Below are 14,431 nucleotides of genomic sequence, written 5' to 3' on the forward strand. Positions count from 1 at the left end.
GGCGCCGGTGCGTTCCCGGTGTCAGACCGCTGGTGCGTCCGGCCCGATGCGGCTGCGTACCGCCGTCTGGACCTCGGCCTCCTCGGCCGGGTCGGCGGCGAGGCGGCGCAGCCGTTCGGCGACGCGGATGTCTCCGGTCTCGGCGTGGAGGGCGGCCACCTCGCGGGTGGTCTCCTCGCAGTCCCAGAGGCACTCCACAGCGAACCCGGTCGCGAAGGACGGGTCGGTGGCGGCCAGGGCGCGGGCGGCCCGGCCCCGCAGGTGCGAGGAGGACGTCTCGCGGTAGACGTGGCGCAGCACGGGGGCGGCGCAGGCGATGCCGAGGCGTCCGGCGCCGTCGACGAGGGTCCAGAGCCTGGGGGCGTCGGGGCCGTCGCCTCGTACGGCCTCCCGCAGGGCGCCGAGGACTTGGGGAGCGTCCTGGGCGGTGCCGCGGCAGGCGAGGACTCCGGCGGCACTGGAGCCGAGGGCGTCGGGCCTGCGGGCCCAGCGCCGGGCGCGCTCCACGGCGGCGTCGCAGGTCATCCGCTCGAAGGCGGCGATGGCCGCGTCGGCGACGGTCCGGGCGGGGCTGATCGCGGCGGCCTCGATGAGGTCGAGGACGGTGGGGTCGCCCGCCTCCGCGAGGTAGTGCAGGGCGGCGCAGCGGGCGCCTTCGGGGCCGCTGTCGGCGGCTTCGACGATCAGGTGCAGGTCGTCGGGTCCGGCGACGGCGGAGAGACAGCGGGCTGCGGGGACGTGCAGTTCGCTGCCGCGTTCCAGGGCCTGCTGGGCCCAGTCGAAGACGGCCTGGACGCTCCAGCCGGGGCGGGGACCCCCGGGACGCATCTGCCGCTGCCATCGGTCGAAGGAGCCCTGTTCGGTGGCGGCCCGGACCCGGGCGCCGACCTCGTCGCGGGGGTCGTCGGCCCACAGCCGCCAGGGCCGCGGCTCGAAGGAGTCCCGTACGGCGACGGCGAGGTCGGCGGCGCCCTGCTCGGTGGCCGGGAAGCGGCCGAGGACCGGAGCCGCGAGGGAGCGCAGGCCCGCGTCGTCGTCGCGCAGGGCGAGCTCGTCCAGGGCCCAGGCCCAGTTGGCTCCGGTCGCGGCGTAGCGGCGGAGCAGGGCCAGGGCGTCGTCGCGTCCGTAGGAGGCGAGGTGGCCGAGGACGGAGAGCGCGAGCCCGGTGCGGGAGTCGTCGGTGTCGGCGTGGTCGTCGGGATCGGCGAGGTGCCGCTCGATCTCCTCGATGCCGCCGTCGAGGTCGAGGTAGAGACGGGCGTAGTAGAGGGAGCGGTTCTCCACCTGCCAGTCGTGACGGGGGTCGCTCACGACGCAGTGGTTGAGAGCCGCGAGGGCCTCGGGGCGCGGTGCGGCGAGCGCGTGGAGCGTGCCGTCGCCGCGGCCCCTCTGCAACAGGCCGAGCAGGGTGCCGCTCGGCGCTATGAACGGATCGAACATGGAAGAAAGCCTCACATCAAGCTGTCGACGCAACCGGGACTGTGCAGGGCCCCGTGCCTCCCGGCACGAGGGGGTGTCCGGGGGACACCGCTACGCCGCGCAGCAACATGATCGGCCGACCGCCGTCTTCCGCCTGGTGTAGAGCATCTTCCTCTGCCTCTCGTCGGTGGCCCTGAGCGGGCCCGCGACGTCATGATGACCCAGCCATTTCGCCACCGCGACCACATTTACGACGGACCGGTCAGCGGACCTCTCGGCGGACACGCCCGCAGGCGGGGCCGCCGGCGCCTCAGCGGGCACCGAAGCGTTCCACCAGCTCGGACTTGCCGAACATCCGGGCCGTCTCCAGCGCGGACGGGGTCCCGGCTGCGGGGTCGGCGCCCGCGGTGAGCAGGGCGTCGATGACGGTGGGCTCGCCCTTGAAGACCGCTCCGGCCAGCGGGGTCTGGCCGCGGTCGTTGGCCCGGTCCGGGTCGGCGCCGCGGGCGACGAGGGCGGTGACCGCCCCGGCGTGCCCGTGGTAGGCGGCGAGCATCAGCAGCGTGTCGCCCCGGTCGTTGGTGAGGTTGGCGGGGACGCCTGCGTCGACGTACGCGAGGAGCGCCTCGGTCTCGCCGGTGCGGGCGAGGTCGAAGACCTTGGTCGCCAGCTCGACCACCTCGGGATCGGGGGTTTCGCTCATCGGACGGGACCGCCTTCCTTGACTGCTGCGGCGGCTTTCACCGCCGCGTTGACCTGGTGGGGAGTACGACAGGGCCGTACGAGTGAATCGACAGGGTACTGCTCCCGGGGCGACATGACCCGGCCCGGATGCGGCAAGGGATCACCGCGGATGTCTCCTGCCCGGCACGGACCCGGCGATACCGCTCTGCGGGGACCGACTTCTGTGGGCCAGTCAAGTGAAAGCGCAGGATATTCACTCGATTGCACCTTTTGTCGTATAGATACTTCCCGTGATCCTGGAAGGACTCATGGTGACTGTCCCCCTCAACCAGGAGAGAACCGCTCATGATCCTTTCCATCTCGGGCGTGGTACTGCTCGCCATCATCGTCTTCCTGTTCTTCAAGAAGGACGGGCTCAAGGCATCCCACGCCATCGTCTGCGCCCTGTTCGGCTTCTACCTGGCCGGCACCGCCATCGCCCCGAGCATCACCGCGGGCGGGGCGAGCCTCGCCGGGCTGCTGGGCGGGATCAAGTTCTGACGCTCCGCAACCGCTCCCACCCCTTCAGGAGACCGACGTGGCCCGGCGACCACTCCCCCGCATTCTGAGCAGCGGCAGCGCTTCGATCACTCGCAGCAGAGAGATCGCGCGCACGGCCGCCGACAACGCCACCGACGTGCTCCACCCGCTGATCACGGTCGTCCGCGGTCTGCGGCTGCTGGCCGTGTCCGGGCGGCAGAAGTGGGCCGCGACCCCCAAGGAACGGCGTGGTCCCAAGCTGTTCCTCGCCGCGGCCTGCGTGCTCGTGGTGGCGCTCATCCCGTACGGGCCGATCCTGGCTCTCATCGCGGTGATGGGCGCCGCCGCCTGGAAGGGGCGGGAGCGGGTCCCCGTGAAGACCGGCCCGGACGAGGCGGAGACCGCCCGCCTGCGCGCCCTGTACGAGGCGCTCGTGCCGTACTTCTCGGTGCCGGAGGACCCCAGTCCGCTGTTCGCCCACGGCGGCGACTGGGAGAAGGCCTTCGAGGGCTACGCCTTCGACGAGGACGGGCGGATCACCCGCCTCCAGGTCTCCTACCCCGCGTACTTCACCGACGGCGAGGCCGCCGCCCGGACCCGGATCGAGCAGGTGCTCCACGCCAAGTCGGGCCGGGGCCGCGAGTACCGCTTCAGCTGGGACGAGGAGGCCAACCGCCTCGTCATGACCGTGCTGGACGCACTCCCCACCTCGATCGTCGCCCAGCGCTTCGTCACCGCACCCGGCGAGACGGTCCTCGGGTTCACCGACCCGGACGCGGTCTCGCGTACGGTCCCGGTGCGCGACGGCGACATGACGGTGGACGCCTCCCCCGTTGTCTGGCGGACCGGCGGCCGTTCCACCGAACCGCATCTGCTGGCCGTCGGGCAGCCCGGCGGCGGCACCACGACCCTGGTCCGCTCGATCGCCCTCCAGGCCCTCCAGCACGGCGACGTCCTGCTCGTCGACGGCAGCGGGACCGGTGAGTACGGCGCGCTGGCCGGGCGCACCGGTGTGCTCGCCGTGGAGTCCGGGCTCAGCGGGGCGCTGGCCACGTTGGAGTGGGCGGCGCACGAGACGGAACGGCGTCTGATCACCGCCAACCTGGCCCGCCAGACCGGCCACCCGGCGCCGGACGACATCCGGCGACCGCTGTGGATCCTGCTGGACCGCCCCAGCGTCCTCGGCCATCTCGCGGCGGCCGACGGCAGGCCTGACCCGCAGGACCTGCTCCGGATCCCACTGCGCCACGGGCGGGCGGTCCAGGTCGTCGTCGTCCTGGCCGAGCAGTTCGACGCGCTGGACGGCCTCACCGAGACCGTACGGACGCACACCCGCGCCCGGGCGGTCCTCGGCCCGGCCTCCCCCGAGCAGATCGCCGCCGTCCTGGGTGCCGGGCCGAACACCACACCGCCGCCCGAGGTCCCCGCGGGCCGCGGCTACGCCCGCCTGGGCACCGGCCCGGTCCTGCGGCTCCAGGTCCCGGCGACGCCCGACCCGTACGACGACGCCACCAGCGACGCGCACCGGCAGGCGGTCCTCGACCTGCTGCCCGACCGGCCCGTCCCGATGGAGGCCGCGCCCGCCGACGAGGGTCCGGCGACGGAGCAGGTGCCCGTGGCGGTGGAGGCGGCCGTCGCCGAGGCCAGGCCGTCCGAACCGCTCGCGAAGGCACGGTCGGCGGGCGCCGAGAGCTGAACCGAACGCACCTGACGGGGGCTTGCCGGCCGGGCCGGATCAGGCCCGGCACCAGGGCGCGCGAGCCCGGCCTCACCTGCGAGACACCCCCAGGGCGGGGAGCGGATCACCAGGTCCGCTCCCCGCCCTCGGTCGTGCCGCCCGTTCCTCAGGCCACGAAGCTGCGCGGGGCATCGGCGCCCACGCCCGCACCGGAACGGACCAGCTCCACGGCCGCCGCCAGCCGCACGGCCGCCTCGTCGGCCACCGGCCCGGCCACCGTGAACGGCAGGCGTACGTAACCCTCGAAGGCACCGTCGACCCCGAACCGGGGGCCCGAGGGCACCCGGACGCCGACCCGTTCGCCCGCCACGGCCAGCCGCGACCCGGAGAGGCCGCCGGTGCGCACCCACAGGGTCAGGCCGCCGCGCGGCACCGTGAACTCCCAGTCCGGCAGCTCCCGGCGGACCGCGGCGACCAGCGCGTCGCGGTTCTCCCGCGCCTGGCTCCGCCGGACGTCGACGGCCTGCTCCCAGCCGCCCGTGCCCATGAGCCAGTTGATCGCGAGCTGTTCCAGGACCGGGGTGCCCATGTCGGCGTAGGCGCGGGCCGCGACCAGGCTGCGGATGACGTCGGGAGCGGCCCGCACCCAGCCGATCCGCATCCCGGCCCAGAACGCCTTGCTGGCCGAGCCGACGGTGAGCACCGTGCTGCCCGCCGGGTCGAAGGCGCAGACCCGGCGGGGCATGTCCAGGTCCGGGTCCAGGAGGAGTTCGTTCATCGTCTCGTCGACGACCAGGACCGTGCCGGCGGACCGGGCGGCGTCCACCAGCTCCCGGCGCTGCTGCTCGTCGGCGAGCGCCCCGGTCGGGTTGTGGAAGTCGGCCACCACATAGGCGAGCCGGGGGGCCGCGTCGCGCAGCACCTGGCGCCAGCGGTTCATGTCCCAGCCCGCAAGGCCGTCCCCCATCGCGACGGGGACGAGGCGGGCGCCGGCCTCGCGCATCAGCTGGAGGATGTTGGCGTACGAGGGGGACTCGACCGCGATCCGTTCGCCCCGGCCCGCGAAGAGGTGGCAGATGGCGTCGATGGCGCCCATCGCGCCGGTGGTGACCATGATCTGTTCCGGCATGGTCGGGATGCCGAGCGCGGTGTAGCGGTCGGCGATCATCTGCCGCAGCGCGGGCAGCCCGGCCGGATAGTCGCCGTGCGTATGGGCGTACGGCGGAAGCTCCTCCAGCGCCCCCTGGACCGCGCGGGTCAGCCAGGGCTCGGGGGCGGGCAGGGCCGCACAGCCCAGGTCGATCATCGAGCCGAGCGACTCCGGGGGCAGCGGTTCGAGGCCGCGGGCGGGCAGCGGGTTGCCGGCCGGGACGGCGGTCCAGCTGCCCGCGCCGCGCCGCGACTCCAGGAACCCTTCGGCGCGCAGGGCCTCGTAGGCGGCGGCGACGGTGGTACGGCTGACGGAGAGGGCGAGGGCCAGCTCGCGTTCGGCGGGCAGCCGGGCGGCGACCGGGACCCGGCCCTCCAGCACGAGGAGCCGTACGCCGTCGGCGAGCGCACGGTAGGCGGGCGGTTTCCGTCCGCCCGGCCCGGTGGGCCGGGGCTGCTGGGACTGGAGCTGCCGGGCGAGCTGAGCCGCCCCCACGGTCGAAGTCCACTGCGCCATCGAAATCAGTCCACCTTCCTCGAATTGGCCATAGTTGGTGGCCTGCCCCCTGCCACAGAGTGCCATGAAGCAGTCCACCATCACCACATCAGGGGGCAGAACATGGCCAGGACCACCGGCCGGAGCACGGCCCGGCTCACCCGGCGGCTGGTCCAGCTGTACGTCGGGCTGGCGCTGTACGGGACGAGTTCGGCGCTCCTGGTGCGGGCCGGGCTCGGCCTGGAGCCGTGGGGCGTACTCCATCAGGGACTCGCGGAGCTGACCGGCGGATCGATCGGCGTGGTCTCGATCGTCGTCGGCGCGGTCGTCCTGCTGCTGTGGATCCCGCTGCGCCAGCGCCCGGGGCTCGGCACGGTATCCAACGTGTTCGTCGTCGGCCTGGCCATGGACGGGACGCTCGCCCTGGTCGGCGAGCTCGACGGTCTCGCTCTCCGCGTCCCCGTGATGGTCCTGGGGGTGGTGCTGAACGGGGCGGCGACCGGGCTCTACATCAGCGCCCGGTTCGGTCCGGGGCCTCGCGACGGGCTGATGACCGGGCTGCACCAGGTCACCGGCCGCTCCATCCGGCTGGTCCGTACGGCGATCGAGGTGGCCGTCGTGGTGACCGGCTTCGCGCTGGGCGGCTCGCTGGGAGCGGGCACGGTGCTGTACGCCCTGACGATCGGCCCGTCGGCCCAGTTCTTCCTGCGGATGTTCGCCCTCCCCGCACCCGCCGGTTCCAGCCCCGTTGCCGCCCCGGCACCCGGGCAGGCCATACTGCCGCAGTGAACCCGAGCCGCCACCCCTATCTGGACCACCCGGCGCCGATCGCCTTCGCCCATCGCGGCGGGGCGGCGGACGGTGTGGAGAACACCGCGACCGCCTTCCGCAGGGCGGCCGCCGCGGGCTACCGCTACTTCGAAACCGATGTGCACACCACGGCGGACGGCCGGCTGGTCGCCTTCCACGACGCGACGCTCGACCGGGTCACCGACGCGCGGGGGCGGATCTCCGCACTGCCCTGGAGCGAGGTACGCCGGGCCCGGGTCGGGGGCAGCGAACCGCTCCCGCTCTTCGAGGAGCTGCTGGAGGAGTTCCCCCAGGCCCGCTGGAACGTGGACCTCAAGGCGGAATCCGCGCTGGAGCCGCTCCTCGGCCTGATCCGCCGGACCGACGCCTGGGACCGGGTCTGCGTCGGCTCGTTCTCGGAGGCCCGGGTGGCCCGCGCGCACCGCCTGGCGGGCCCGCGCCTGGCCACCTCGTACGGGGTGCGCGGCGTCCTGGGGCTGCGCCTGCGCTCACTGGGCCTTCCGGCGGCGCTGCGCGCGGGCGCGGTCTGCGCCCAGGTCCCGGAGCGGCAGAGCGGCATCCCGGTGGTCGACGCCCGTTTCGTGCGTACGGCGCACGCGCTCGGGCTTCAGGTGCACGTGTGGACGGTGAACGAGCCGGAGCGGATGGCGGCGCTCCTGGACCTCGGCGTGGATGGCATCATGACCGATCACATCGAGACGCTGCGTACGGTGCTGAGCGAGCGGGGGGTCTGGTCCTGACGCCCGGTCCGTCCGCGTCCACAGGGGACGATCGAGGGAGCGCGGGTTGAGCACCGGGACCACAGGACGGGCAGATCCGGCCGGGCAGCCGCCGCGCGACGGGTCCGCGACGGCCCGCAGGCGCGAACAGCACGGCTGGTACTTCTACGACTTCGCCTGTTCCGTCTACTCCACCAGCGTGGTGACCGTCTTCCTCGGTCCGTACCTGACGTCGATCGCCAAAGCCGCGGCCGATCCCGACGGTTACGTGCACCCTCTGGGCATACCCGTGCGCGCGGGCTCGCTGTTCGCGTACTCCGTCTCGGCCTCCATCGTGGTGGCCGTGCTCCTGATGCCGATCGTGGGCGCGGCCGCGGACCGTACGGGGCGCAAGAAGCCGTTGCTGGCGGCGGCCGCCTATACAGGGGCCGCGGCGACGGCCGGGATGTTCTTCCTGGACGGCCACCGCTATCTGCTGGGCGCGTTCCTGCTGATCGTGGCGAACGCGTCGATCTCCGTGTCGATGGTCCTGTACAACGCCTACCTGCCGCAGATCGCCGAGCCCGAGGAGCGCGACGCGGTCTCCTCGCGCGGCTGGGCCTTCGGCTACACCTCGGGCGCCCTGGTCCTCGTGCTGAACCTGATCCTGTACACCGGCCACGAGTCCTTCGGGCTCGCGGAGTCGGACGCGGTGCGGATCTGTCTCGCCTCGGCCGGTGTGTGGTGGGGCGCGTTCACACTCGTACCGCTGCGGCGGCTGCGGGACCGCCGGGTCCCGCCGGGCGGCGAGGGGGCGGTCGGCTCCGGCTGGAAGCAGCTGAGGGCGACCCTGCGCGACATGCGGCGCCACCCGTTGACGCTGTCCTTCCTGCTCGCCTATCTCGTCTACAACGACGGCATCCAGACGGTGATCTCGCAGGCCTCCCTGTACGGCTCCGAGGAACTGGGCCTCGACCAGACGACGCTGATCATCGCCGTCCTGCTGGTGCAGATCCTGGCGGTGGCCGGGGCGCTCGGGATGGGACGACTCGCCCGGACGTACGGCGCCAAGCGGACGATTCTGGGGTCCCTGGCCATCTGGACGGCGATCCTGGTCTGTGCCTATCTCCTGCCCGCCGACGCGCCCGTCTTCTTCTTCGTTCTCGCGGCGGCCATCGGCCTGGTGCTGGGCGGCAGCCAGGCGCTCTCACGGTCGCTGTTCTCGCATCTGGTGCCGCGCGGCAAGGAGGCCGAGTACTTCTCCGCGTACGAGATGAGCGACCGGGGACTGAGCTGGCTGGGCCCCCTGGTGTTCGGTCTGGCGTACCAGCTGACGGGCAGCTACCGGGAGGCGATCATCTCGCTGATCGTGTTCTTCGCCCTCGGTGCGGTGCTGCTCGCGCGGGTCCCGGTGAGGCGTGCGGTGGAGGCCGCGGGCAATCCCGTACCGGAACGGATTTAGACGTTGAAGTCAAAGGCCGGTAGTGTACGCCTTTGGCCTGCCCGGAGGACCGTTACTGCGAGTGAAAGCAGCTCGACCGGTGGGTGACAACATCCACCAGAGGTGACAAACCGGGCATGGGCGGGTACTCAACCCAGATAAAGCAGCGGCACGACGGGCGACGCATGACCGGCAACGGGAATCTTTACCGCCGACCGGACGTTGACCGGATGACGACGACAGCGACATTTTGTCCTGTGGGCGACAAGCCCGGGAGGCACGATTCATGAGTGAGCGAGCTCTCCGCGGCACGCGACTTGTGGTTACCAGCTACGAGACGGACCGCGGCATCGATCTGGCCCCGCGCCAGGCGGTGGAGTACGCATGCCAGAACGGACATCGATTCGAGATGCCGTTCTCGGTGGAGGCGGAAATTCCGCCGGAGTGGGAGTGCAAGGCGTGCGGCGCCCAGGCACTCCTGGTGGACGGGGACGGCCCCGAAGAGAAGAAGGGCAAGCCTGCGCGTACGCACTGGGACATGCTCATGGAGCGGCGCACCCGCGAGGAGCTGGAGGAGGTGCTGGCCGAGAGGCTGGCGGTTCTGCGCTCCGGAGCCATGAACATCGCCGTGCACCCGCGGGACAGCAGGAAGTCTGCCTGACCGCGTAACACCGCACAGCACAGAGCAGTACAGCGACACAGCAGTGAAGCACCAAGAGCCGCGGGCCGTGACACAGATCGTGTGTCACGGCCCGCGGCTCTTGTGCGTGGACTGTGCGGCCCGCGGCTCTTGTGCGCGCCGTCGGCCGGAGCGCCTCAGGGCGTGAGCGGCGGGCGGGGGTCCTGGGGGTCCTCGTCGGGGCGGGAAGGGGCCTGGGCGCCGTCCTCGCGGACGACCTCGCCCGGGACGACCTTGCCGTCCGGCCGGTACATCCTCGCCTGCTGGAAGGCGTCCGAGAGGCTGCCCGGCTGGGCGGCCCGCATCCGGCGTTCCAGGGAGCGTTCCGCGTACCGCCCGATCATGGTGCGCACCGGCGGCACGAGCAGAAGCAGTCCGGCCGCGTCCGAGATCAGGCCGGGGATGAGGAGCAGCAGCCCGCCCAGCATCAGCAGGCCGTTGCCCTTGGTGCCCTTGCCGCCCGCTGAGGCGATCGGCGGGGCGTCGGTCGCGCCGGGCTGTCCCGGCATCTGCTGGAGGGTCTCGGTGAGATTCTTGAAGGCCCGCCGGCCTGCGGCCTTGATGACGGCGGCGCCGAGCACGGCCCCGGCCACCAGGATCAGCAGGACGGTGAGGCCGCCCGCGGCCGATGCGACCACGGTGAGCAGCCAGATCTCCAGCACCAGCCAGGCGGCGAGGGCCAGCGGCAGGAATCTGCGGGCGCGCGAGCGCCGGGGACGGGTCGGGGGCGGAGTGCCGGTCGTCATGTCCCCAGTGTGCCCGTAGCGGCGGGGAAACGGGACAAGGGGGTGATCATGAACCGTGCCCGGCCCGCCGACGAGAGCCGGTCAGGGGTTCTTGCGGCCCAGAATCCTGTCCGCACGGGAGGTGATGCCCCAGCCGGTGACCCGCCACAGCGCCTCGACGAGGATGTCCTTGCTCATCTTGGAGTCGCCGACCTCGCGGTCCACGAAGGTGATGGGGACCTCGACCACGTGGTAGCCAGCCTCGATGGAGCGGCGGGCCAGATCCACCTGGAAGCAGTAGCCCTGGGAGGCGACCTGGTCGAGACCGAGGCCCTGGAGGGTCTCGGTGCGGAAGGCCCGGTAGCCGCCGGTGACGTCGCGGACCGAGAGGCCCAGGGCGAGACGGGAGTAGAGGCTGCCGCCCCGGGAGATCACCTCACGGCTCTTGGGCCAGTTCACCACCCGGCCGCCGGGCACCCAGCGCGATCCGAGGACCAGGTCGGCGCCCTTGAGCGCGGTGAGCAGCCGGGGCAGCTCCTCGGGCTGGTGGGAGCCGTCGGCGTCCATCTCGACGAGCACGCCGTAGCCGTGCTCGGAGCCCCAGGCGAAGCCCGCGAGGTAGGCGGCGCCGAGCCCTTCCTTGCCCTTGCGGTGCAGGACGTGCACCTGGTCGTCGGTCGCGGCGATCTCGTCGGCCGCCTTGCCGGTGCCGTCGGGGCTGTTGTCGTCGGCCACCAGGACGTCGGCATCCGGGACGGCGGTGCGCACCCGGTCGACGATCGGCCTGATGTTCTCGACCTCGTTGTAGGTCGGGATGATCACCAGAACCTTGCCGAGCGGGCCGAACTGCCTCTGACCGCCGTCGTTCACTACTGCCCCTTAGAGTCCGTACACAGAGGGACACCATATCCAGCACATCGCCCCGTGGGACTCGCACCCACCGGCGGTCGGCGGATCGGGGCCCGGCGTCCTTCGGGCCGGCCTGGGACCCGCTGGCTGCGGGTCGACCGAATGCCGTTGTCTACTGAACGTCCGGGCCCCACCCGGGTCCCACCCTCCGTCCGGCTGAAACCTTCCCTCGCCCCCGAGGCGCGGGCGCTGAACCTGGCTGTCGGCGGTGGTGCGCCGGTGCGGCACACCACCTCATGACCCAGCGGCGTTCGACGACTGCGTGAAGTCCAACCGGCCGGACATCCTGTGGTGGACCCGGCCGAACCTACCGGCCCCTGGGCGCTTTCTGTCAACAGCCGTTCGACCTGCGACTTCTGACCAAACTGCCTGGTCAGTGCCGAGGGCGCCGCGGCGGCGGAGCGGACCGGCGGCCATCGATCGGCGGTACGAAATGTCCCGACGTCACTCGTTCGGTCGCACGTAGACCGTTTGTCCGAGGACCACCGTGCGCAGACAGACCGGGAGCTGCGCCCCGGGCGTGAGATCCGGCAGGCCCGGCGTGCCGGACCGGGGGTCGGTGGACCACCGGGCGACCCGGTCGTCGGGGGCCTGGACCAGCAGGTCGGCGGCGCGCCAGACGGCGTAGTCGGCCGGCGCCCCGGGCACCAGGAGCCCCGCGTCGTCCCGGCCCACGGCACGCCAGCCGCCCCGGGTGTGGGCGGTGAATCCGGCGCGGACCGAGATGCGGTGCTCCGGGGTGCGGTGGTGGGCGGCGGCCCGGACGGTCCCCCAGGGGTCCAGCGGGGTGACCGGGCTGTCGGAGCCGAAGGCGAGTGGCACTCCCGCGCGCAGCAGCGCGGCATACGGGTTGAGGGTGGCGGCCCGCTCCGCACCCAGGCGCTCGGCGTACATGCCCTCCGGTCCGCCCCAGGCGGCGTCGAAGGCGGGCTGGACGGAGGCGGTGAGGCCGAGCTCGGCGAAGGCGGCGACGGTTTCGGGGGTGAGCATCTCGGCGTGCTCGACCCGGTGGCGGGCGGCCCGGACGCGGGCGAGGCCCAGCGTTTCGGCGGCGGCCCCGACCCCGGCGACGACGGCGGAGAGCGCGGCGTCACCGATGGCGTGGAAGCCCGCCTGGAGGCCCGCCTCCGTGCAGGCGGTGACATGGGCGGCGATCCGGGCCGCGTCCAGGTGGCCGGTGCCGGTGGTGTGCGGGTGGTCGGCGTACGGCTCGCGCAGGCAGGCGGTGTGCGAGCCGAGCGAGCCGTCGACGAAGAGGTCACCCGCCGCACCGATCGCCCCGAGCTCCCGGATGCGCCGGGCGCCCTTCTCGTCGGCGATCTCCTCGGCCCAGAGGCCGAGGACCCGCGGTCCCGGCCGCTCGGCGGCGAGTGCGAGGAGGGAGGTGAAGTCCTCCTCGTCGGAGATGTCGGGCCCGGCGCACTCGTGCACGGTGCCGATACCGAGGGAGGCCGCGTGGTCGAGAGCGGCGCGCTGGGCGGCGGCCCGCTGCCGCGGGGTGACCGCGCCGTGGGCGGCGGCCCGTACCGCGTGGTGGGCGTCGCCGGTGAGCGGCGCGTCCGGGTGATAGCCGGTCATCGCGGTGACGCCGGGGACCAGGTCGAGGAGGGCGGTGGTGACGACGGCGGAGTGCACGTCGATCCGCGGCAGGTACAGCGCCCGCCCGCCCGCCGCCTCGTCCAGCTCGGCGCGCGAGGGGTGACGCCGCTCCGGCCAGCGCGCGGCGTCCCAGCCGTGGCCGAGCAGGACGTCTCCGGCGGCGCGGCCGTTCGCGAACGCGCGGACGAGGCCGAGGGCCTCGGAGAGCGTACGGGCGCCGGAGAGGTCGAGCCCCGTCAGCGCGAGGCCGGTCGCGGTGGTGTGCACATGGGCGTCGGTGAACGCCGGGGTGACCAGGGCCCCTTCGAGGTCGACCACCTCGTCCACGCCGCTCGCGAAGGCGTCGGCGGCCCCTTCGGATCCCACCCAGGCGACATGTCCGCGTTCGACGACCATCGCGGTGGCGAAGGGGTCGGCGGGGCTGTGGACGTCGCCGCCGCGCAGCAGCACGGTGCGGTGTTCGGGGGCGCTCTGGGGGGCGGTGCTCTCGCTCATGGGACCAGTCTCGCGCCTGCGGGCCGCCGCCCTGTCCGCGGCCCCCTCGGAGCGCGCGAACGGGGGCTCTCAGATGCTCGGGGGCCGGGCCTCGTAAGGGGTGGAAAGGACGACGGTGGTCCGGGTGGACACGCCGGCGAGCGAGCGGATGCGGGTGAGCAGGTGCTCCAGCTCCAGCGGGGTCGCCACGCGCACCTTGAGGATGTAGTTCTCGTCCCCGGCGACGCTGTGACAGGCCTCCAGCTCCGGCACCCCGGCGAGCCGTTCGGCGATGTCGTCGGGGGCGCTCGGGTCGAACGGCTTCACCGAGATGAACGCGGTGAGGGGCAGCCCGACGGCCTCGGGGTCGACGACCGCGGCATAGCCGCGGATCACCCCGCGCTGCTCCAGCCGGCGGACGCGCTGATGAACCGCCGAGGTGGACAGGCCCGTGGCCTTGCCCAGGTCGGTGTAGCTCATCCGCCCGTCCTTGACGAGCAACTCCACAATCTGACGGTCCAGCTCCTCCATGCGGATCAACCTATGGCCCCGGGCGCCTGTCGGCACAGTCGCGCGGGGTCACGGATCGGCACCTGCGGGCAGCATGTGACGAATGCCACAGGTTTACGGGTCGGTAGCGGGCCGCCTCGCGGTTATCGGCCACGTACGGCGGGAAGTGCTTGCTGTGGTCGAGGCCGTGCGCCTTGTCGGCCCACCCGAGGGGGGAATTCCCATGCAGAGCCTGAAGCTCACCGGACGTACCGAACCGGAGCCTGTCGATCCGGAGCCTGTCGATCAGGACGAGGACGGTACCGCCGACGTGTACGACATGTTCGAGATGGTCCGGGTGGTCTGCCCGGACTGCGCCCAGCCGATCGCGCTGCTGGCCGACGAGGATGTTCTGCCGGAGCACGCCCGCTGCCCCACGCCGTGGAACCCGTTCGTCCTGACCGTCTGCGCCGGGACCGGCCGCGGTGCGGCGGAGGCCCGCCCCGCGGACGAGACGCTGGAGCTCCAGGAGCAGGAGACGGGGCTGCTGCTGACGCTCCCCCAGGGACTGGACTGGCGGATGCAGCCCTTCTCGCACGCCGGAGGACCCGGCTCCCGCCCGCTGCGCGTGCCGCGGATGCGGCGCGAGGCCGCCTGATCCG

General features: G+C 72.9%; 14 protein-coding genes. 7 read left to right on the forward strand and 7 right to left on the reverse strand.

The annotated features are described in order from the left end of the window. Positions 1-21: 21 nt before the first annotated feature. Both RI138_RS03395 and RI138_RS03400 read right to left on the reverse strand, forming a co-directional pair. Entirely contained in the window at positions 22-1,440 is a 1,419-nt protein-coding gene (locus RI138_RS03395) for a HEAT repeat domain-containing protein (protein ID WP_311118713.1), read from the reverse strand. Positions 1,441-1,729: 289 nt separating this feature from the next. Further along, positions 1,730-2,122: an ankyrin repeat domain-containing protein gene (locus tag RI138_RS03400; RefSeq protein WP_096632421.1), complete on the reverse strand. Its 393-nt coding sequence runs from the start codon at positions 2,120-2,122 to the stop codon at positions 1,730-1,732. Between the two features lie 326 nt (positions 2,123-2,448). Between RI138_RS03400 and RI138_RS03405 the strand changes: the two genes are divergently transcribed. Together RI138_RS03405 and RI138_RS03410 are read left to right on the forward strand one after the other, a co-directional pair. Then, the gene (locus RI138_RS03405) at positions 2,449-2,643 is read left to right on the forward strand and encodes a hypothetical protein (protein ID WP_006123109.1); all 195 of its coding nucleotides are present in this window, start codon (positions 2,449-2,451) and stop codon (positions 2,641-2,643) included. A gap of 37 nt (positions 2,644-2,680) precedes the next feature. Continuing rightward, positions 2,681-4,318, forward strand: coding sequence for a hypothetical protein (locus tag RI138_RS03410; RefSeq protein WP_311118714.1), 1,638 nt, complete (start codon positions 2,681-2,683; stop codon positions 4,316-4,318). Between the two features lie 148 nt (positions 4,319-4,466). Here the strand turns inward: RI138_RS03410 and RI138_RS03415 are convergent, their stop codons facing one another. Next, positions 4,467-5,966: an SCO1417 family MocR-like transcription factor gene (locus RI138_RS03415; protein ID WP_096632418.1), complete on the reverse strand. Its 1,500-nt coding sequence runs from the start codon at positions 5,964-5,966 to the stop codon at positions 4,467-4,469. Positions 5,967-6,068: 102 nt separating this feature from the next. On the opposite strand from RI138_RS03415, the gene yczE reads away from it, so the two are divergent. The 4 genes from yczE (at position 6,069) to RI138_RS03435 (ending at position 9,555) form a co-directional block, all read left to right on the forward strand. Further along, positions 6,069-6,734, forward strand: a complete 666-nt coding sequence (yczE, locus tag RI138_RS03420; protein WP_311118715.1) for a membrane protein YczE — start codon at positions 6,069-6,071, stop codon at positions 6,732-6,734. After that, complete coding sequence (locus RI138_RS03425; protein WP_311118716.1) at positions 6,731-7,495, forward strand: glycerophosphodiester phosphodiesterase family protein; 765 nt, start codon at positions 6,731-6,733, stop codon at positions 7,493-7,495. The genes yczE and RI138_RS03425 overlap by 4 nt, the downstream gene beginning before the upstream one ends. A 46-nt stretch (positions 7,496-7,541) precedes the next feature. Further along, a complete protein-coding gene (locus tag RI138_RS03430) occupies positions 7,542-8,915 on the forward strand; it encodes an MFS transporter (RefSeq protein ID WP_311118717.1) in 1,374 nt (457 codons plus the stop codon). 265 nt (positions 8,916-9,180) lie between these two features. Further along, positions 9,181-9,555: an RNA polymerase-binding protein RbpA gene (locus tag RI138_RS03435; RefSeq protein ID WP_003959706.1), complete on the forward strand. Its 375-nt coding sequence runs from the start codon at positions 9,181-9,183 to the stop codon at positions 9,553-9,555. 155 nt (positions 9,556-9,710) lie between these two features. On the opposite strand, the gene fxsA is transcribed toward RI138_RS03435, so the two are convergent. The 4 genes from fxsA to RI138_RS03455 all read right to left on the reverse strand — a co-directional run bounded on the left by fxsA (position 9,711) and on the right by RI138_RS03455 (position 13,811). Beyond that, a complete protein-coding gene (gene fxsA, locus RI138_RS03440) occupies positions 9,711-10,319 on the reverse strand; it encodes an FxsA family membrane protein (protein ID WP_311118718.1) in 609 nt (202 codons plus the stop codon). 81 nt (positions 10,320-10,400) lie between these two features. Beyond that, on the reverse strand, positions 10,401-11,168 hold the full coding sequence (locus tag RI138_RS03445) for a polyprenol monophosphomannose synthase (RefSeq protein WP_311118719.1): 768 nt from the start codon (positions 11,166-11,168) through the stop codon (positions 10,401-10,403). A 483-nt stretch (positions 11,169-11,651) separates the two neighbouring features. After that, complete coding sequence (locus RI138_RS03450) at positions 11,652-13,301, reverse strand: amidohydrolase (RefSeq protein WP_311118720.1); 1,650 nt, start codon at positions 13,299-13,301, stop codon at positions 11,652-11,654. Positions 13,302-13,370: 69 nt separating this feature from the next. Continuing rightward, positions 13,371-13,811: an Lrp/AsnC family transcriptional regulator gene (locus RI138_RS03455; protein ID WP_096632408.1), complete on the reverse strand. Its 441-nt coding sequence runs from the start codon at positions 13,809-13,811 to the stop codon at positions 13,371-13,373. A gap of 202 nt (positions 13,812-14,013) precedes the next feature. On the opposite strand from RI138_RS03455, the gene RI138_RS03460 reads away from it, so the two are divergent. Beyond that, positions 14,014-14,427: a hypothetical protein gene (locus RI138_RS03460; protein WP_096632406.1), complete on the forward strand. Its 414-nt coding sequence runs from the start codon at positions 14,014-14,016 to the stop codon at positions 14,425-14,427. The last annotated feature ends 4 nt before the right edge of the window (positions 14,428-14,431 follow it).

The organism is Streptomyces durocortorensis (assembly GCF_031760065.1).
Lineage (GTDB): Bacteria > Actinomycetota > Actinomycetes > Streptomycetales > Streptomycetaceae > Streptomyces.

What these genes read in the sequence shown, in the direction of transcription:
- fxsA (WP_311118718.1), bottom strand. Translation starts at nt 10,319, where the DNA reads ATGACGACCGGCACTCCGCCCCCGACCCGTCCCCGGCGCTCGCGCGCC.
- RI138_RS03405 (WP_006123109.1), top strand. Translation starts at nt 2,449, where the DNA reads ATGATCCTTTCCATCTCGGGCGTGGTACTGCTCGCCATCATCGTCTTC.
- RI138_RS03450 (WP_311118720.1), bottom strand. Translation starts at nt 13,301, where the DNA reads ATGAGCGAGAGCACCGCCCCCCAGAGCGCCCCCGAACACCGCACCGTG.
- RI138_RS03400 (WP_096632421.1), bottom strand. Translation starts at nt 2,122, where the DNA reads ATGAGCGAAACCCCCGATCCCGAGGTGGTCGAGCTGGCGACCAAGGTC.
- RI138_RS03435 (WP_003959706.1), top strand. Translation starts at nt 9,181, where the DNA reads ATGAGTGAGCGAGCTCTCCGCGGCACGCGACTTGTGGTTACCAGCTAC.
- RI138_RS03460 (WP_096632406.1), top strand. Translation starts at nt 14,014, where the DNA reads ATGCAGAGCCTGAAGCTCACCGGACGTACCGAACCGGAGCCTGTCGAT.
- RI138_RS03455 (WP_096632408.1), bottom strand. Translation starts at nt 13,811, where the DNA reads ATGGAGGAGCTGGACCGTCAGATTGTGGAGTTGCTCGTCAAGGACGGG.
- RI138_RS03395 (WP_311118713.1), bottom strand. Translation starts at nt 1,440, where the DNA reads ATGTTCGATCCGTTCATAGCGCCGAGCGGCACCCTGCTCGGCCTGTTG.
- RI138_RS03415 (WP_096632418.1), bottom strand. Translation starts at nt 5,966, where the DNA reads ATGGCGCAGTGGACTTCGACCGTGGGGGCGGCTCAGCTCGCCCGGCAG.
- yczE (WP_311118715.1), top strand. Translation starts at nt 6,069, where the DNA reads ATGGCCAGGACCACCGGCCGGAGCACGGCCCGGCTCACCCGGCGGCTG.